At 57.6% G+C, this 16,730-nt stretch carries 19 protein-coding genes and 3 pseudogenes; 13 read left to right on the top strand and 9 right to left on the bottom strand.

Annotated elements, in window-relative coordinates; translation table 11 throughout:
* Position 1: 1 nt before the first annotated feature.
* The 3 genes and pseudogenes from N7E02_RS29450 to N7E02_RS04505 form a co-directional block, all read left to right on the top strand.
* A pseudogene (locus N7E02_RS29450) lies at positions 2–499 on the top strand (ABC transporter ATP-binding protein); the annotation flags it as partial.
* A 403-nt stretch (positions 500–902) separates the two neighbouring features.
* A complete protein-coding gene (locus N7E02_RS29445; RefSeq protein WP_353622808.1) occupies positions 903–1,106 on the top strand; it encodes a TOBE domain-containing protein in 204 nt (67 codons plus the stop codon).
* 120 nt (positions 1,107–1,226) lie between these two features.
* Positions 1,227–2,138 (top strand): nucleoside hydrolase, encoded by a 912-nt coding sequence (locus N7E02_RS04505; protein ID WP_286578879.1) that lies wholly within the window; start codon positions 1,227–1,229, stop codon positions 2,136–2,138.
* Positions 2,139–2,329: 191 nt separating this feature from the next.
* Here N7E02_RS04505 and N7E02_RS04500 read toward each other — a convergent pair whose 3' ends face one another.
* From N7E02_RS04500 to N7E02_RS04480, 5 genes are all read right to left on the bottom strand, one after another.
* Positions 2,330–2,557 (bottom strand): MDR/zinc-dependent alcohol dehydrogenase-like family protein, encoded by a 228-nt coding sequence (locus N7E02_RS04500; protein ID WP_286578878.1) that lies wholly within the window; start codon positions 2,555–2,557, stop codon positions 2,330–2,332.
* A complete protein-coding gene (locus N7E02_RS04495; RefSeq protein WP_286578877.1) occupies positions 2,554–3,324 on the bottom strand; it encodes an MDR family NADP-dependent oxidoreductase in 771 nt (256 codons plus the stop codon). The genes N7E02_RS04500 and N7E02_RS04495 overlap by 4 nt, the downstream gene beginning before the upstream one ends.
* Before the next feature lie 235 nt (positions 3,325–3,559).
* Entirely contained in the window at positions 3,560–3,877 is a 318-nt protein-coding gene (locus N7E02_RS04490) for a response regulator (protein WP_286578876.1), read from the bottom strand.
* A gap of 158 nt (positions 3,878–4,035) precedes the next feature.
* Positions 4,036–5,409, bottom strand: a complete 1,374-nt coding sequence (locus tag N7E02_RS04485; protein ID WP_286578875.1) for a sensor histidine kinase — start codon at positions 5,407–5,409, stop codon at positions 4,036–4,038.
* A gap of 617 nt (positions 5,410–6,026) precedes the next feature.
* Entirely contained in the window at positions 6,027–6,293 is a 267-nt protein-coding gene (locus tag N7E02_RS04480) for a hypothetical protein (protein ID WP_286578874.1), read from the bottom strand.
* 281 nt (positions 6,294–6,574) lie between these two features.
* Between N7E02_RS04480 and N7E02_RS04475 the strand changes: the two genes are divergently transcribed.
* The 9 genes and pseudogenes from N7E02_RS04475 (at position 6,575) to N7E02_RS04435 (ending at position 11,385) form a co-directional block, all read left to right on the top strand.
* Complete coding sequence (locus tag N7E02_RS04475; protein WP_286578873.1) at positions 6,575–7,801, top strand: GGDEF domain-containing protein; 1,227 nt, start codon at positions 6,575–6,577, stop codon at positions 7,799–7,801.
* Positions 7,802–8,473: 672 nt separating this feature from the next.
* Positions 8,474–8,644 (top strand): annotated as a pseudogene (locus N7E02_RS04470) (type II toxin-antitoxin system prevent-host-death family antitoxin); the annotation flags it as partial.
* A complete protein-coding gene (locus N7E02_RS04465; RefSeq protein ID WP_286578872.1) occupies positions 8,641–9,090 on the top strand; it encodes a type II toxin-antitoxin system VapC family toxin in 450 nt (149 codons plus the stop codon). The pseudogene N7E02_RS04470 and the gene N7E02_RS04465, both read left to right, overlap by 4 nt.
* A gap of 162 nt (positions 9,091–9,252) precedes the next feature.
* Positions 9,253–9,549, top strand: coding sequence for a type II toxin-antitoxin system TacA family antitoxin (locus tag N7E02_RS04460; protein ID WP_286578871.1), 297 nt, complete (start codon positions 9,253–9,255; stop codon positions 9,547–9,549).
* The gene (locus tag N7E02_RS04455; protein WP_286578870.1) at positions 9,546–10,043 is read left to right on the top strand and encodes a GNAT family N-acetyltransferase; all 498 of its coding nucleotides are present in this window, start codon (positions 9,546–9,548) and stop codon (positions 10,041–10,043) included. Before N7E02_RS04460 ends, N7E02_RS04455 begins: the two co-directional genes overlap by 4 nt.
* A gap of 227 nt (positions 10,044–10,270) precedes the next feature.
* Positions 10,271–10,537, top strand: a complete 267-nt coding sequence (locus tag N7E02_RS04450; protein WP_286578869.1) for a hypothetical protein — start codon at positions 10,271–10,273, stop codon at positions 10,535–10,537.
* A pseudogene (locus N7E02_RS04445) lies at positions 10,516–10,629 on the top strand (GntR family transcriptional regulator); the annotation flags it as partial. The gene N7E02_RS04450 and the pseudogene N7E02_RS04445, both read left to right, overlap by 22 nt.
* Positions 10,630–10,837: 208 nt before the next feature.
* On the top strand, positions 10,838–11,092 hold the full coding sequence (locus tag N7E02_RS04440) for a type II toxin-antitoxin system ParD family antitoxin (protein WP_286578868.1): 255 nt from the start codon (positions 10,838–10,840) through the stop codon (positions 11,090–11,092).
* Positions 11,092–11,385 carry a type II toxin-antitoxin system RelE/ParE family toxin gene (locus N7E02_RS04435; RefSeq protein ID WP_286578867.1) on the top strand — a complete coding sequence of 98 codons (294 nt, stop codon included), beginning with the start codon at positions 11,092–11,094 and terminating at the stop codon, positions 11,383–11,385. Before N7E02_RS04440 ends, N7E02_RS04435 begins: the two co-directional genes overlap by 1 nt.
* A gap of 183 nt (positions 11,386–11,568) precedes the next feature.
* On the opposite strand, the gene N7E02_RS04430 is transcribed toward N7E02_RS04435, so the two are convergent.
* Positions 11,569–12,315: a catalase family protein gene (locus N7E02_RS04430; RefSeq protein ID WP_286578866.1), complete on the bottom strand. Its 747-nt coding sequence runs from the start codon at positions 12,313–12,315 to the stop codon at positions 11,569–11,571.
* 98 nt (positions 12,316–12,413) lie between these two features.
* Between N7E02_RS04430 and N7E02_RS04425 the strand changes: the two genes are divergently transcribed.
* Positions 12,414–12,698: a hypothetical protein gene (locus tag N7E02_RS04425; RefSeq protein WP_286578865.1), complete on the top strand. Its 285-nt coding sequence runs from the start codon at positions 12,414–12,416 to the stop codon at positions 12,696–12,698.
* Positions 12,699–12,709: 11 nt separating this feature from the next.
* On the opposite strand, the gene N7E02_RS04420 is transcribed toward N7E02_RS04425, so the two are convergent.
* The 3 genes from N7E02_RS04420 to N7E02_RS04410 all read right to left on the bottom strand — a co-directional run bounded on the left by N7E02_RS04420 (position 12,710) and on the right by N7E02_RS04410 (position 16,516).
* On the bottom strand, positions 12,710–14,857 hold the full coding sequence (locus N7E02_RS04420) for a xanthine dehydrogenase family protein molybdopterin-binding subunit (RefSeq protein WP_286578864.1): 2,148 nt from the start codon (positions 14,855–14,857) through the stop codon (positions 12,710–12,712).
* Positions 14,858–14,978: 121 nt separating this feature from the next.
* Positions 14,979–15,995 carry an FAD binding domain-containing protein gene (locus N7E02_RS04415; protein WP_286578863.1) on the bottom strand — a complete coding sequence of 339 codons (1,017 nt, stop codon included), beginning with the start codon at positions 15,993–15,995 and terminating at the stop codon, positions 14,979–14,981.
* Positions 15,992–16,516 carry a (2Fe-2S)-binding protein gene (locus tag N7E02_RS04410; protein ID WP_286578862.1) on the bottom strand — a complete coding sequence of 175 codons (525 nt, stop codon included), beginning with the start codon at positions 16,514–16,516 and terminating at the stop codon, positions 15,992–15,994. Before N7E02_RS04410 ends, N7E02_RS04415 begins: the two co-directional genes overlap by 4 nt.
* Between the last annotated feature and the right edge of the window lie 214 nt (positions 16,517–16,730).

The following is a 16,730-nucleotide window of genomic DNA, read 5'->3' as shown; positions in this document are numbered from 1 at the left end:
TATGCGCAACCCTGCCGATCCCATCACGACCAAAGGAACACGTTTCGACATGTCAGCCGCTTCTGCCAACACGCCGGAAATCAAGCTTCAAGTTCAGGGGCTTGCCAAGCTCTATGGCCAGACCACCGCACTCGATCACGTCAATCTCGAAGTGTGCAAGGGCGAACTTCTCACCCTGCTTGGTCCTTCGGGCTCGGGCAAGACCACCCTCCTGCAACTGATCTGCGGCCTGCAGGAGCCGACATCCGGCACCGTCATCATCGACGGCAAGGACCAGACGCATGCGCCGGTCAACATGCGTGATATCGGCGTGGTCTTCCAGAACTACGCGCTCTTCCCGCATATGACGGTGGCGGAAAATGTCGGTTTTGCGCTGAAGATGCGCAGCCTGCCAAAGGCGGAAATCGACGCCAAGGTTGCCAAGGCGCTGGAAACCGTCGGTCTTGCCCACGCGTCGCAGCGCTCTCCCTCGCAGCTGTCCGGCGGCCAGCAGCAGCGCGTCGCGCTTGCCCGCTGCCTCGTCTACGATCCGGCCATCATCCTGATGGACGAACCGCTTGGCGCGCTCGATGCCAAGCTGCGCGAAGTCATGCAGATCGAGATCAAGCGCATTCACCGTGAAACCGGCGCGACGATCATCTTTGTCACCCACGACCAGCAGGAAGCACTGGCACTCTCCGACCGCATCTGCCTGATGAACGACGGCAAGATCGCCCAGCTCGGCACGCCGCGCCAGATGTATGACGAGCCGCAGAACCTCTTTGTAGCCGACTTCATCGGCGTGTCGTCGATCATCCGTGGCACGGTCAAGGCCGGCGCGCTTGAGACCGCCATCGGCACGCTGCCGATTGCCGGTGCCCCCCACAGATGGCATCAAGGGCGCGCTCGTCATTCGCCCGGAAATGATCACACTCGGCGAAGGTTTTTGCGAGGGGCGCGTACGCGAAACCGTCTATGGCGGTTCGGAACTGCGCGTCATCATCGATGCCGGCGAGCAGGAAATCATCGCCCGCGCGCCTGCAACCGCGGGTGATGTCGAGGTCGGCTCCACCGTCCGTTTCGGCTGGGCGTCGGAAGCTGCTCGTTTCCTGATCGATAAGGCCTAATTCCCCAGGGCCTTTGCACCCGAGCCGGGAGCGGCAGCGCTCCCGGCTCGGGTGGCAATTAAAAACTTTGGTGGCGCCTCCCGGGTGCTTCCTACCCTATTGGACCGGAGCAAACGAAACATGGCCGCACTGCGTTTTCTCTATGATTGCGACCCCGGCGCCGATGATGCGCTTGCCATGGTGCTGGCGCTTGGTCGACGGGATGCGCTCGACATGATCGCCGTGACCTGCGTTGCCGGTAATGTCGGTCTCGAGCCTGTCGTCAACAATGCAAGACGCATCCTCGAATTGTGCGGACGTCAGGATATCCCGGTCTATTCGGGTGCCGCCCGCCCGATCATGGCGTCGCGTGGCCGCCTTTCCATTATGCACGGGTCAGATGGTCTTGCCGGTAGCACGCTTCCAGCGCCGTCAATGCCGCTTGCCAGCGGCCATGCGGCCAACGAAATCTCGCGCATCGCTCGCGCCGAAGGCGGGCTGCATGTCTGCGCAACGGGTCCGTTGACCAATCTAGCGCTGGCCCTGCTTTTCGATCCGGAATTGCCGGAGTTCATCAGTGCCATTACCATCATGGGCGGTGCGGCCTTCTGTCCTGGCAATACGACACCCCTTGCGGAGTTCAACTTTGCGGTCGACCCGCATGCGGCCGCGATCGTCTTCGACAGCGGCATCCCGATCACAATGCTGGGTCTCGACGTCACGCGCCAGGCGACCGTTACGGATGAGATGATCCGCCAGGTGCAGGCGGTTGATACGCCGGTTGCGGCTGAAGCGGCGCATCTGCTGATCAATTACGGCTCCAAGGATCCCTGTCTTCATGATCCCGCGGCGATTGCGTGGATGCTGAAGCCCGAAATCTTTAAGACCGTGCAGGCACATGTTTCGATCTACACGGACAGTGGCCCCGCTGCCGGTCAGGTTATCGCGGCGGTGAGTGAGCGGCATCTTGCTGGCCGCGCGCCGAACTGCACCATCGTCACGGATGTCCAGGCCGCAGAATTTAGGACACTGTTCTCAGCTTCACTCCTATAGTGCTACCTCGTTGAGGGGGCACTGGAAGGTTATGGCCGTCTCCAACCTGTTGCTCGAAGTAACTGATCTCTTTTGAGGTTACGATTCTGAATCTAACGGTTCTTGGTCCGATTCAGCTCAAGAGCCATAACAAAAGCGTCGTCAGCTTTCGGCCCCACGCAGACGTCGCCGGCATGACTGCTCGCGTGTGTTTACAGCTGGACCAACTGCTTTCCGAAGTTCTCTCCCCTCAACCTTCTTAAGAAGGCGTGGGGCGCGCTCTCGATCCCTTCGGCAATGTCTTCGCGCGTTTCGAGCAATCCCTGCCTGTACCACGACACCAGATCGGCGATTGCCATTTGATATTCTTGTTCATGATCGTCGAGAAGGAAGCCTTCGAGCCGGGCACGTGTGATCAGAGCTCTTCTGAGATGTCTCAAGCCGATATCCGGTTGGTCGAAGCGATCGGCAAGGAGATCGTCCCGACTATCACTACTCGGCCGAATGTGTTGAGATTCAGCATTGCGGCATCGTGTATGGGTCCTGCCGTGTTGTCGATGTACACATCCACACCCTTGGGGCAGGCAGCCGCTACATCCGCAACAAGGTCGGGCGAGGTCCGGTGATTGATGCCTGCACGATATCCAAGTGCGTTGCACCAATCGAGCTTTTCGTCCGACCCGGCGACTGCCACGGGATCGAGCCCCTTTATCCGGGCAATCTGGCCCGCGATCTGCCCAACAGCGCCCGATGCCGCCGAGATCAGGATTGTCTCGCCGGCCTTTGGTTGCCCCGTCTTGAGCAGGGCGAAATAGGCGGTAAGACCCGGCATGCCGAGATAGCTGAGTGCGGACTGAACCGGCGCATCTTCTGTTGCCACTGTCTTTGCACTTCCCGCCGGAATGGTGCTGAATGGCTGCCATCCGAAATAATCGCTGGTTACGATGTCGCCAGCACGGAAATCGATGGATTCGGAAGCTATGACCTCGCCAATTCCGCCACCTCGCATGAGGTCGCCGATCTTGAAGCCCGTGGCATAGTTCTTCGCTGGGCTGATCCGCCCACGCATATATGGGTCCACAGAGAGCCAGAGCGTCTTCACCAGCAATTTGCCTTCGGTCACCTCTGGAATTCCGGCCGGGTCAACGTCGCCACCTCTATGAGGATGCGTCGCTGGTGATCGGGTGGTGGGAGACAGGTGGCCCACAAGTCAGCCCTCAGCCTTCGCGCCGTGGTTTCGGCACACGCTTGCTGATGAGTTCGCTGTCGAAGGACACAGGATCGGTGAAGGTTCAGTTTGAGCCTGATGGACTTACAGCAGAGATATGTTGGAGGCAAACCAGTTGACCTCTGAAGATGCGGGTGCCGGGGCAGCGGCCGCCGAATAAGCGGAATTGGGAACGACGCGACGAGTGATTTCCAGCCGCCGATGACGTTGCGGCTCATGCCGGACAAAGACGGCGCAACATGGCTTCCACTTGCGCCGGCGAAAACGGCTTCTGAAGAACCGGAGCGGCTTGGTGAGCCTCGGCGAGGCCCGCGGCCCCATAACCGCTAGCAAACATAAATGGGATGCCGCGCCTGGCCAACCGGTCGGCAACCGGGAATGACTGCTTGCCTGCAAGATTGATGTCGAGGATAGCAAAGTCGAAATCTTCGACTTCAGTCGCGGAAAGAGCATCCTCAAGCCGCATTGCCGGACCGACGACCTGATGTCCAAGCTCGAGGACGACATCCTCGACCAGCATGGCAACCAGCATCTCGTCTTCAACAATCAGAATTCGGGCCATTCAGGTCTTATCCACCAAAGGTCGATCGCTGATGGCCTCCAATGACGTCTCGAGCACGAAGACAACGCCGGTCGGACGGAAATCTATGTCTGCTGTTCCCTGAAGCTCTCTTGGCAAGACCCGCAGGATCAGGCGCGATCCGAAACCATGTCTGTCTCCCCGGATAACTTCAGGCCCCCGATCTCAGTCCACTCCAGCTTGAACAGATCATGGCCATCGACATGCCAGGATACGTCAACCGCTCCATTGCTGCTTGATAGAGAACCGTATTTCACCGCATTTGTCGCGAGCTCATGCAGAGCCAGAGCGATCGAAAGTGCGGCGTGGGGTCCGACGCGAAGAGCTGGACCGCTGATGTTTATCGACTGTCGGCCTTCCTGCTGAAACGCCTCGAGGGCGCTTTCTACCATTCCATGCAGATCCGCTCCATCCCAATTCTCGTCGGTCAGAACGTTGTGGGCACGCGACAGCGCCAATATCCGCGCCGTGATCGCGCTTGAGGCCTCTTCTTTAGACTGAACGCCCCTAAGGGTCTGCGTCACGATCGACTGAATCGACGTCAGGGTGTTCTTCACCCGGTGATTCAACTCGTTGATCAGAAGCTTCTGATGGTTTTCCGCACGTACACGTTCGGTTACGTCCGATCCCTGCACGAAGATGTGGGTGACTTGGCCCTTCTCCCGGATCGGCTGATAGACGAAATCGACGAACCGCTCCTCGAGCGGACCGTCCTTGCGCCATCGGAACATCACGCGTTCCGACGTCCGTCTGATCGGTTCTCCTGAGGCGAAGACCTGAGCAAGCAACTTGTCAAAACCTTGCTCGGCGACTTCCGGCAATGCTTCAGCGAAGGGCAGGCTTACGATGTCTCGATCGCCTATCAGCCTTCGATATTCCGGGTTGATCATTTCGAAACGCTGCTGGTCGGCACTGATCATCGCCATAAAGGTTGGCGCTTGCTCGAACAAATTTTGAAGTCGCTGCGCTTCTTCCCTGTTTCTCCGCTCGGCCAAAACGCGCTCGGTTGTTTCGACCACAATGGCGATGACGCCGGCAGGCTTCCCGCTTTCGTCCGGCACTGGGGAATAGGCAAGGTCCATCCACACCTGCTCGGGATAACCATGCCGGTGGAGTGTCAGTTCCTGATCGCGATAGGACAGCGTGCCACCAGCAAGGCCGACCTTCATGACGTTGTCGTTGAAATCAGAGATCTCCGACCAGCCCTCGCGGACGTTTGATCCGAAAAGCTCGGGATGACGATGGCCAGCGAAAACCGAATAGGCATCGTTATAGATCATCACGCCTTGCTCGCCCCACAGCATCACAATCGGAACAGGGGACTGGAGCAGCAGGGCGGTAGCGGTCTTCAGAGAGGAGGGCCAGCTTTCGACGCCACCCAGTGGCGTTTTCGACCACTCATGCTTTCGAATGAGGTCAGCGACCTCACCTTGGTGTCCAAGGAATTGAAACGGATCGGCGTCGTCGCTGGCTGGCTGAAGCACGGGTTACTCGCAATACATTGCACTGGCCGGATAACTATCGCCAACCAGCTAAAGAACAAGCCATCTGCAATATTCCTAAAGCGGAAATTTTCTTCGCTTACGATATGGGTGAAATCTAACTGCCCGGCTGGCTATCCTTCCTTGGGCGAGACGAGACTTGCTCATGAAGGAAACGATGACGCCGGTCGGCGCGTCGAGACCAGAGGGCGAGGATCCGGACTATTCAGTGCAGTGTGCTCGATCCCGGGCGGGTGATACGTAAATCCTTGAGACAAAATCTTGAATTCGCCCCCTATTCCTCCAAATCGCTCAGCGCTATGAAGGAATTTAGAATGCCATCTTTTTCGAGACTACGTTTGGCCCGGTCGAGCTAGAAATCATCGACTTCGCCTTGAGCTCCTGGAGAAATCGGTACGGGCTATCCAAAGATGATCCCGACGCAGTCATCGCCGCAGAAATCTGCCTTAATCTTTTCCGTGAAGGTTACGATACGCTTCCGAACCTGCTTGGCGCAATGGAACGCCACAGGGCGCTAGGGGATCTCGCGGCGGCTCACGACCTGTGATGATCTTGATCGGTGCGTCCCGGCCGCGACATCCCCTGTCCACTCAGGAACGTCAGCGCATGTCATTCGCCGCACCGACGCGCGACATCATCCCCTTACAATCGAGCACTTCCTGGATCGCGCCCATAATCCCCTGGAACAAACCAGTTGCTTCAGCGTGTTCCGGCTCGACGAAGTCTCCTACAAAGAGAATGACATTGTCGACCGTAAGGGGCATTCCCTCTAGACAGCACTTCAATGTCGCCTGGTTGGCGATAGCGGTCGCGCTGACACGTTCGAAGAAGCGGGCGCTTTCTGCGGCCGAGAGTCCTGGGAGCAAGATTTTTCCAATCGGTTTATGAAGTGGCGTTCATATACGCCAGCAATGATATAGTTACTACGCAGTATATTAGAAGGTAGGAATGCAAGTGCGTCATATCGGCGCGCCGCATTTTCGCGCGACAGGGCTACGATACGAGCCCCACTCCTATTTGACACTTCCATAATGTGTAACGGAACATTAAGCTCGTCTAAAATTCATTCGATTATAGTGCTGTAGCTCAATGGCAGTTTCAGACTTCTGCTCTAATACGGCTGGCTACAAACGGATTGACTGACGACATGATGAACGGTGCGGTATTTCTTCTGGCGGTGAATTTTCTCGTCGCCATGTGCTTTGGCGCCGTGTTCGCGGTCGTCGCGACACGGTGTCGGTCTCGCGCGGGTGCGCTTTGGCTGGCTGCTGGATTTGGCGTCGCCTCGCTATCGGCTGTCTGCGAGATGCTGGTCGCCTACACGAATCTCCCGAAACTCTTCGGCCTTGCCGCCTTTTCTTCGCTTCTTGGAGGAATGGTGCTGCTTCGTCTCGGGATCGGCGAGCTTTATGGCCGGCCGCTGAGGAAAGACGTTGGAATCTCCTTTCTCGCGGCAAGCATGCTGTTCAGCTATTTCATCTACGGTCTTCCGCGGGGCACAACGGTACAGTCATTCTCCTATCAAGCGCCTTTTGCAATCGCAGTCCTGTCTAGTGCGCTCGCCGTTCTTTCATCACGCAGGCGTCTGATGATTGACCGATTTCTCGGTTGGTTGATGCTTTTTACCGGCGTGCATTTTTTTGCCAAGGCATGGCTAGCGGTGCTGGTCGGTTCGGGAGTAACCGCAAGCGATTACGTGCGAACCAACTACGCGCTGATTTCGCAAAGCTCAACGGCGGTGCTTGTGGTGGCGGTGGGTCTTACGCTGCTTGCTGTGCTCGTGCTGGAGATCATGACGGCTCAGCAGAATGAATCCGACAGCGACGCACTTTCCGGCCTTTCCAATCGCCGTGGTTTCGATCGGGCGATCCAATCTGCATTCGCGAAATCCGGCACTGTTGGCCATGCTCTCGTCGTCTGCGATCTCGATCATTTTAAATCTGTCAACGATACGCACGGACATCATGTCGGGGATCTTGTGATCCAGGAGTTCAGCAGGCTTTTGCGCCGACACATGCTGGACGGTGGGGTTGCTGGGCGCCTGGGTGGAGAGGAATTCGCTATCTTCTTGCCAGCGACAGATATTGAGGTTGCAGTGTTGTTTGCGCAGACTTTGCGCAGCGCCACAGCGACGATCGGCGATCTACCGGCCGATGTGAAAATTACCGCGAGCTTCGGAGTGACGGCAGTTGCTTCAGCCGACGATCTTTCGGCCGCCTTCCGTAGAGCTGACATGGCGCTCTATGATGCGAAGAATTCCGGCCGAAATCGGGTTAAGCTTAGCAAGAGCTCAGGTCTACAAGCCGATGGGAACAATCAAAATGGCAAAGGAAATCTGCGCGTCGTAAGCCGCCGAGACGACTGTCTTGATTGAGGGTCGGATAAAGTTCTTCGACCAGCGAGACTTCCCATCGAGACATGGGAACCGAGTTTGGCATCGATCTCCTTCGTCGCTGATAAGTCGATCGCAGCCCGTTGCCGCCATACGCCGCAGCCTTGAGAAGGTCATCCCCGCACCATGCTTGCGGATGAGGGTATTGCGCTCGAGTGCATCAGAGCGACCACAGGCCCGGCATTAAGCATCAAGGTGGTCCGGCGCGGAACATTTCGACCTTTGATCTGGTTCGTCACGGACAGAAGATTTGATATGGCCGACCCAAAAGACCACCCCGAACAGGATCCCGCCGAAGGTTCGCGTGAGACGATTGAGCGCGACCTGCAGAGGCAAGACAGCAAAGATAAGTCCCCAAGGGATCCGCCTGAAGGGCGGCCATCAGGAGGCGATGCGGGCGCCGAGGCAGCCGAGCCGTCGCCTGGAGGGTAATCCCTTAATCCAGGAGCAATTGCGCGTGACAGAGGAGGTGGCAAGACGGAAGTGGACCGGACGAACCGGAGGGACGGCCTTGTAGCTCTTTAGCTGTGGACATCATCGCCTCTGAGGCTCGGATGTCAAAGTCACTACTGACAGTTCGCTCCAAGTGGAGAAAAGCTGTGGTCTTCGAGCAACGAGGACTGCCATGACGACCACAAACGAGATCGCCGACATATCACAAGGCATGGAAAACCGGCTGCGGTGATTGTGAGCGTTGAGGCTGCGGAAGCAGCAAAGAAGGCGCTGATGAAGCCTAGGGCGAACTTTGGGGATTTCTTGTTGACCTTTCCAGGCGGTGCGGACCTCGGGCGTGACCATTCAACTATGCGCGACGCCGATCTGTGACCGCGTATCTGCTAGACACAAATATCATCATCAAGTTTGCACCGGATAAAAATCCGCCCTCTGCTGAGGTTCGCGAATGGTTTCATCAGCAAGGTGAGGCGGATGCGCTATTCTTGTCCGCGATGACGGTAGCTGAGGTCGAGAGAGGGCTGCGGTCGCTCCATCGCCGTGGTGGTTTTTTACGGGCGAAGAGGCTTTCGCTCTGGCTGGATTTTATTACCACGACCTTTGATGATCGAATATTACCCTTGGACACCGTTGTCGCTCGAATCGCCGGGTCCATGGAGGATGAAGCGAGAGGAAAAGGCCAGAGCCCCGGGTTAGGTGACATCGTCATCGCCGCGACAGCTCGCGCCTACGATTTGACGGTGATTACCGATAATTTGCGGCACTTCGAGCCTCTGAATGTAGCCGTTGACCTCCCAGCTTTTTTCAGAGCCATTTAAAAAGCTAGCTGTACGTTCACGTGAACTACGGGGCTGAGGTTCGTATCTCATCAACAGCACCAATAAAACCTTTCAGCATGTGGGCGTGTAACGACACCATCGTACAGCTCTTGTAACGATGGTGTCGTTACACTATATAACGTTATCACATTGGAGGTGCCTATGCCGACGTCACATACTCGCAAAAATGTGGACGCAAGTGTTCCACTGAACATCCGTATCAAACCCGCGACGCGCAATCTCATCGACCGCGCGGCTGAACTGCTTGGCAAGACGCGGACGGATTTCATGCTGGAGGCGTCTGAACGCCGCGCCGAGGAAGTGCTGCTTGACCGTACCGTATTCACGGTCAGCCCGGAGGCCTATGCCGAATACCTAGCCCGGCTCGATGCGCCAGCGCAGCTGAATGAGCGTCTGAAACGCACAATGTCGACTAAAGCTCCATGGGATAAGGCGTGACCCTCACTTCCCCTGCTCCTTTGGCCGAGCATCATGAGCTTGTCGAATTTGATTCCGGCGTTCCGGAGCTAGATGACTGGCTGCGTCGACGAGCGCGAGCCAATCAGGCGGGCGGTGCGTCTCGTACCTTCGTGGTCTGCGACGGAAATCGCGTCGTTGCCTATTACGCTCTCGCCTCTGGCGCGGTGAGGACGCCAGAAGCACCAGGGCGCCTTAAGCGAAACATGCCAGATCCGATCCCAGTCGCCGTACTTGGTCGACTGGCTATAGACCTGTCTCATCAGGGCCGCGGTATTGGTCGAGCTTTGGTGCGCGATGCCGGCCTGCGTCTGCTCAATGCCGCGGAGATCCTCGGTATCCGTGGCGTGCTGGTGCATGCCATATCCGATGACGCACGTGCCTTCTATGAAGCCGTTGGATTTCTACCGTCTCCGTCCGACCCGATGATGCTGATGATTGGATTGAAAGATCTCATCAACGCAGTGAACGCATAGACGACATCATCTTAGCGTTCCTGTTCAGGTAACGCTAGGGGTATCATTCCGCTTGCGCTCGAAATTTATCTTTGGGACGTTATGATTTTCAGTCGGATGCTACCTGCATGGAGCTCGTTTGCTCCCTTCACAGCCGGGGGTTCTGTTGCTTTAACGTGCAATCACGGCAGGCAGTGGCAGTCTTCATGTGTCGATCCTTCCCGCGGCTAAGAATTTACTGGGATATAATGGCCCACCTGAATTCCGAATGGCGCCATGACGAAATGCGTTTCGGTTTTTCTAAGCTATTGCGCTGTCAGGCACATCAATGGAGCACGACCGCGTTGGCAAATGACCTTCCTGCTATCCTACTCGACCTCAATGGAACGTTGATCGCATCGGAGCTTGGGATCCTGTCGAGCTGCCGCGCGGCGCTACGCGAGCTCGGACACGACATCGATCCGACCATGGATATTGCATCATCATCGGCCCGGCAGAGCACCGCCGCATCATAGCTGCCTTGAAGAACAATGACGGAGATGGTGCATGCAGTGAAATGGAGACACATATCCGCAATACTGCACGCTGCGCAGGGTTGCAGCCGTAGCGAAAGTGATCAGAAGCGGTGCATAACGGCACTGGCCATGTGAATTGGTTTTGAAAAGCCGTTGTCCGCTATGTCCGTCCTACATTGCGTTTTCAAGCCGCTCAAATCCTAGTTCGCAGTCCAGCTCTTCTCAAGAGCTTAATCATGCGATGACAGATTTGACAAACTTTGCCATTGATAGATATCTTGGGGTACCAAGGAGACTGCAATGGCGACGATGAATGTATCACTGCCGGACCCTATGAAGGATTGGGTTGAAGCACAAGCCAAGACGGGTCGGTATTCAAATGTAAGCGACTATGTCAGAGATCTGATCCGGAGAGACCAGACCCGCACAGACAAGATTGCCGAGATGCAGCGCTTTGTCGACGACGGGATCGCAAGTGGAGTTGGGAACCGTTCAGGTGACCAACTGTTTGCAGAAGCGACCGCGCGAGCCGATGTCAACCGCAGACGCGCTTAATGCCGTTTAGCCTTTCAGCCCAAGCGGAAGAGGACATTGTGTCCATTGCTGAAGAGGGCATCCACGTCTTCGGAGCATTTGTCGCCAAACGCTATCATGACGAACTTTTTGCCTTATTCGAACTCATCGCCGCGAACCCGCGAATGGCGCGCGGACGCGATGAGATTTCTCCGCCTGTCAGGATACATCCCTTCAAAGCTCACCTTGTAGTCTATCGCCTCATCGAAGATGGAGGCGTTTTCGTGATCCGTATCCGGAACAGTCATGAAGATTGGGCAGGAGATTCCTTTTAATCAATTCATTCTCCTACTCTATTGCGTGCTGGTCGTGAGTTCGATTCCCATATGTGGACGTGACGCTGGGCAAGGCGGCATCTCTGCCGCCTTTTTTCGTTAGAGGCTTGTTGCCGTCGGGAGGCTCCGAACCAATTCGCAATGAGACAGCGCTGAACTCATCCGGTCCGAGACTACCGAGGGTTATCGGTCGACTTTATCCAGTCCGGGCGACGAGTTAGTGGCGGTTCCGTAGCTCAATGGACAGGCGAGCGGCTCGGTCACCGGGGTACGATTGCGCTGAGAGCGAAAGGCTGCCGATCGATGATAGGCGAGCTTGCGGAGCCTCATGATCGACCCGAGCGGCTGATGCTCGACAATGCCGTTCCATGGACTAAAATGCATGCCGTCATCGACGGTTTTTGAGCGCTGCTCGCTCCATGCCGCCTGCGGCGATGCTGTGATGCGCGCGACTGTGACGAACGGGCTATTTTCCTCGTCCCAAGCCTTAACGCCTTCTACTGGCATGCCATCGATGTCCCTGCACAACTGGACCTGCAGGTCCCAGACGGCCGTCTCGTTCTCGAAAAATTTTTCCGTCTCGTGGCGTATGATGTCGGGATCCGTGGATGTGTCCACAGTCGCATCGTTGAGTGCCTTGAGATTGTCGGATGCCGGAACGACGCCAATCTTGGCGATGTACTCGCCGTATCGAAGCGGAAGCTGGGTGAAAAAGCTTGTTCCAAGTATATAAGTTTTGGGATTGCCTCCCATCGACTTCAAAGCAGCGCTCTCGCTTCCAACGCTCTCCAATACTTTTTCTAGCGTTTTCATAATCCTGGAGAGGACTTCCTTCGTACCTTCCATCCGATCGGTCGTAGAGGCGAGTAACTTGAGGTTTTTGAGGAAAGCCTTGCCCGATGGCGAGTTGAACTCCTTACCATTAACCATGACGAAGTCCTGGCTGAGCGATCCCTCCGATCCGGGAAGACGCGCTCCTCGACATTGAGAATTTTCAGCGCCATGCCGCGGGGCGTTGAGACGCTGTCATGCAGAAGATCGCCGGGCGTCGTCGAAAGCCGGATCACAGCCTCATAACGCTGCGGTTCGGCGAAAATTCCCTGCGCCAGTTCCGGCGGCAGGTTGTCCAGCACTTCGACCGTCGCGCCGATCAGCCCATGGCTTTTTGCATGAACGGCGCGCATCGCTTGACCGGAATCGGCGTAAGTCTTTTCCGAGATCGACAGCATCGTTTCGGCAAGATCGCGGGCCGTCTGCGGCTCGTCCGGCTGGATGTCTTCCAGGCCAAGAGTGTAGCGGACTGGCGCAGCTAAAATTCCATTGCTCATTGGCTTGTTTCGTCCTTGAGGATTTTGTCGATCGTGATGGGAAAATGGCGAATGCGCTTTCCTGTCGCGTGGAAGATCGCGTTCGAAACAGCCGCAGCGACCCCCACAATACCAATTTCACCAAGGCCCTTAACGCCGATTGGGCTCGCCTTGTCGTCGTCCTCGTCCACAAAGATCACCTCGATATCTTCGATGTCGGCATGGGCCGGCACATGGTATTCGGCGATATTGTGATTCATAATCCGGCCGGTGCGGTGATCGACCATGCCTTCCTCATGAAGCGCCATGCCGATTCCCATAACGACACCGCCGAGGATCTGGCTGCGCGCCGTCTTTGGGTTGAGAATGCGACCGGCGCCAATGGCACTAACGACCCGGGTGACACGTGGGCGGCCGAGCTCCTCGTCCACCTTCACTTCCACGAACACGGCGGAGTGGGTATAGGCGGAGAACCTTTTCTGGATCGCCTTGTCAGGCGCGACCTGACCAAGTTCTTCGATGAACGAGACGCCGGCGGCCTGCATGATGTCGGAAATCGCGACGCCGACCTGATGGTTGGCTTCCAGTACGAGGCGACCCCCGACGATCTCAACCTGTTCCGACTTGGCATCCTCGAGAGGCGAGTTGTCCATCTTAAGGGCGTGCTTCAAGAGCGTGGCGATGACGGTCTTTGCCGCAACCTGAACAGCGGACCCGGTTGACGCTGCGGTCCAGGAGCCGCCTTCGACAGAGGTCTTGGGCAGCGTTGACTTGGCTATCCTGACCGTTACGTCCTCAAGCGGCACGTCAAAAGCTTCGGCACCAAGCTGGGCGAGGATGGTGTAGGTGCCGGTCCCGATATCGGAGGCGGCGGCAGAGACAACGACCTTGCCGTCGGACGAGAGGCGCGCCTTGGCCTCGGCCGGGGAAAGCTGAGCTTCCCAGAAGCCCGTCGCCATGCCCCAGCCCACCAGTTCCTCCCCATCGCGCATCGAGCGGGGTTCGGGTGAGCGCTTCGCCCAGCCGAATCGCTCGGCACCTTCGCGGTAACAGGCATGCAGGGCTTTGGAGGTGATATCCTTATCCGTGTTCTGGTCGCGGTGGACGAAGTTCCTGATCCTCAGTTCAAGTGGGTCGATACTGACTTCGTAGGAGAGTTCGTCCATTGCTGTTTCAAGCGCCGTGACGCCGGTGGCGGCGCCGGGAGCGCGCATGTCGCCCGGGGTCGAAACGTCGAGCTTGGCGATCTCGTAGGAAATCTTGACGTTGTCGCACTTGTAGGCGAGGCCTGACCAGTTGGCGACGTTTTCCTGGTAGTCCTCGTAGCGTGAGGTGGCATGGAGGGCGTGGTGTAAGACGGCCTGAAGGTGGCCTTCTGCATCTGCCGCGAGCGCCACACGCTGGATCGCCTTGGGACGCCAACTGAGGTAGAACATCTCGCGTCGGCTCATCTCGACCTTCATCGACCGCTTCAAGTCGAGGCTCGCCATAACGGCGAGGAAGAGCTGATATTTGGGGCGCAGGCCCGAGCCAAACGCGCCGCCGACGAATTTATTCTGCACAGTGACCGTCTCGGGGTCGAGACCGAAGACGTTGCAGACGAAGTCGTGGCTGTTTTGCGATCCTTGCGTCTTGTCGTGGATCGTCAGTTCACCGTCTTTTTCCCAAAGGACCGTGGTGCCAAAAAGCTCCATCGGATTATGGTGTTCGCCTTCGATCGTGTAATCGACGGCGATCTTCCGGGGCGCCTCGGCAAAGGCTTTTTCGGCGTCTCCTCGCGGCGGCGGCGGCATGAAGGCCTCCATGCGCGGGACCGGCGGGACGTAGGAATTTGGCTCCTCGCGGCTGAGGTCGGTATGGGGCGTTTCGCCTGCGTAGGTGACCCGGATCAGCGAGGTGGCGTCGCGGGCAGCTTCGAAGCTTTCCGCCACGACGAGCGCGACCGGCTGACCGTCGAACAGGATGCGGTCGCTTTCAAGCGGCCGGAACGGGTGGCCGGGCAGGGCGACCTCGTCCTTCCACTTCTTGTCGCTTTCGGCGACTTTCGGCCGGTTTTCATGGGTGTAGATCTTGATCACGCCGGGAAAACGGTCGGCGACCGAAGTATCGATCTCGGCTATGCGGCCGGTGGCGATCGTGGAGCAGAGGACATAACCCTGCAGCATGCCGGGCTCGAAGTGCTCGGCGGCATAGCGCGCCCGCCCGGTGACCTTCAGCGGCCCGTCAATGCGGGATTTCGGAAGGCCGACGACTTTGGATCTCGTTCAGCATGTGTCGTGTCCTCCTTCACTGGATCGCCTTGACGGTCTGATCCTGGGGTGTGCCGGCGGCGGCCTGCCTGAGCGCCCGGACGATCGCCTTGCGGGCGAGCGGGATCTTGAAGTCGTTTTCGCCCTGGCCTTCGGCGCCCGCGAGCAGGCGGTCGGCAACACGGCGGAAGGTGGGTTCGTCGGCAGTTGCGCCAGCAAATTGGGCTTCTACCAACGTATTGCGCCACGGCTTATGAGCTACGCCGCCGAGTGCGACGCGCAGGTCAACGATGCGGCTATCGGAAACATCCATGGCGACGGCAACGGAAACCAGCGCAAAGGCGTAGGACAAGCGATCGCGGAGCTTCAGGTAGGTGTAGTTACGGGTGAAGTGATGACCTTCGAGACGCACGCCCGTAACCATTTCGCCAGCCTGCAGGGTGTTGTCCTGCTCCGGATAATCGCCAGGAAGGCGATGGAATTCGGTGAACGGAATGTCCCGGCGGCCGGCCGGGCCTTCTACCTCGACGGTGGCGGCGAGGGCGGCGAGCGCCACGCACATATCCGACGGATGGACGGCAATGCATTTGTCGCTCGCGCCGAGAATGGCATGTATTCGATTGACGCCGCCGATTGCGCCGCAGCCCGAGCCGGGCTCGCGTTTGTTGCAAGGAGTCGACGGGTCATAGAAGTAGTAACAGCGGGTGCGCTGCAAAAGGTTGCCGCCGGTAGTCGCGGCGTTGCGAAGCTGCGGAGAGGCACCAGCAAGGATCGCGTTGGCAAGCAGCGGAAAGCGTTCCTTGATCCGTTCGTCATAGGCAATGGCGGAATTGCTCACGAGGGCGCCGATACGAATATCGCCGTCCTCGGTTTCCTCTATGGATTTTAGCGGCAGGCGGTTAATGTCGATGATCGCGGCCGGGTGCATGACGTCGTATTTCATTAAGTCAACGAGGTTGGTGCCGCCGGCGAGAAGCTGGGCTTGCGGGTTGGAGGCGAGGGCGGAAACGGCGTCTGAGACGGTTTCGGCGCGGGTATAAGAAAACTCTCTCATTCTGCGGCCTCCCGGAAATTGCGAGCGGCTTCCGAGCCCAAAACGTCCTCGATAGCATCGGCAATGTTGGTGTAGGCGCCGCAGCGACACAGGTTGCCACTCATCAGTTCGCGGATCTCTGCGCGGCTATGGGCGTGGCCTTCCTTGATCAAGCCAACGGCTGAACAGATCTGTCCCGGAGTGCAATAGCCGCACTGGAACGCGTCATGCTCCACGAAGGCTCGTTGCATCGGATGCATTGCTTCTGGCGAACCAAGGCCTTCGATCGTAGTGATCTCGCAACCATCCAGCGAGACAGCGAGCTTGAGACACGAGTTGACCCGCTCGCCGTCGATAAGGATCGTGCAGGCGCCGCACTGGCCGTGGTCGCAACCCTTCTTTGTGCCAGTCAGTTCAAGCGGCCCTCTCAAGAGGTCGAGCATCGTCACCCACGGCTGGATATTAAGCGAGTGGATCTCGCTATTGATCTTCAGGGTGATGGGACAGCTTGGAAGGGCGGACTGGGTAGCATTAATGTCCATGAAACAGCCTTTCTTTTACCGGGTGATGGCGGCCTAACGGAGCGCTATGCTGATTGTTCCTCTACTGGGGCCGAAAGTCCGCCTCAAAAGAAGCGGCTAAAAGGTGAACCGAGGCCCATTGGTTTCTAGGCATGCCTTCCGATAGAACACTCTTGAGTGGATGCGCGAGCCAACAGCGATCGCCAATGTTGCGCTGACATCCGCACGGATATTG

It is taken from the genome of Terrirhizobium terrae (assembly GCF_030323265.1).
In the GTDB taxonomy this organism is placed as follows: domain Bacteria; phylum Pseudomonadota; class Alphaproteobacteria; order Rhizobiales; family Rhizobiaceae; genus Neorhizobium.
The sequence above is the reverse complement of the archived record's forward strand: the minus strand, read 5'-3'. Positions and strand labels throughout refer to the sequence as shown.

What these genes read in the sequence shown, in the direction of transcription:
- N7E02_RS29445 (WP_353622808.1), top strand. Translation starts at nt 903, where the DNA reads ATGATCACACTCGGCGAAGGTTTTTGCGAGGGGCGCGTACGCGAAACC.
- N7E02_RS04505 (WP_286578879.1), top strand. Translation starts at nt 1,227, where the DNA reads ATGGCCGCACTGCGTTTTCTCTATGATTGCGACCCCGGCGCCGATGAT.
- N7E02_RS04490 (WP_286578876.1), bottom strand. Translation starts at nt 3,877, where the DNA reads ATGCTGGTTGCCATGCTGGTCGAGGATGTCGTCCTCGAGCTTGGACAT.
- N7E02_RS04475 (WP_286578873.1), top strand. Translation starts at nt 6,575, where the DNA reads ATGATGAACGGTGCGGTATTTCTTCTGGCGGTGAATTTTCTCGTCGCC.
- N7E02_RS04460 (WP_286578871.1), top strand. Translation starts at nt 9,253, where the DNA reads ATGCCGACGTCACATACTCGCAAAAATGTGGACGCAAGTGTTCCACTG.
- N7E02_RS04450 (WP_286578869.1), top strand. Translation starts at nt 10,271, where the DNA reads ATGGCCCACCTGAATTCCGAATGGCGCCATGACGAAATGCGTTTCGGT.
- N7E02_RS04440 (WP_286578868.1), top strand. Translation starts at nt 10,838, where the DNA reads ATGGCGACGATGAATGTATCACTGCCGGACCCTATGAAGGATTGGGTT.
- N7E02_RS04435 (WP_286578867.1), top strand. Translation starts at nt 11,092, where the DNA reads ATGCCGTTTAGCCTTTCAGCCCAAGCGGAAGAGGACATTGTGTCCATT.
- N7E02_RS04430 (WP_286578866.1), bottom strand. Translation starts at nt 12,315, where the DNA reads ATGGTTAATGGTAAGGAGTTCAACTCGCCATCGGGCAAGGCTTTCCTC.
- N7E02_RS04425 (WP_286578865.1), top strand. Translation starts at nt 12,414, where the DNA reads ATGCAGAAGATCGCCGGGCGTCGTCGAAAGCCGGATCACAGCCTCATA.
- N7E02_RS04420 (WP_286578864.1), bottom strand. Translation starts at nt 14,857, where the DNA reads ATGCTGCAGGGTTATGTCCTCTGCTCCACGATCGCCACCGGCCGCATA.
- N7E02_RS04415 (WP_286578863.1), bottom strand. Translation starts at nt 15,995, where the DNA reads ATGAGAGAGTTTTCTTATACCCGCGCCGAAACCGTCTCAGACGCCGTT.
- N7E02_RS04410 (WP_286578862.1), bottom strand. Translation starts at nt 16,516, where the DNA reads ATGGACATTAATGCTACCCAGTCCGCCCTTCCAAGCTGTCCCATCACC.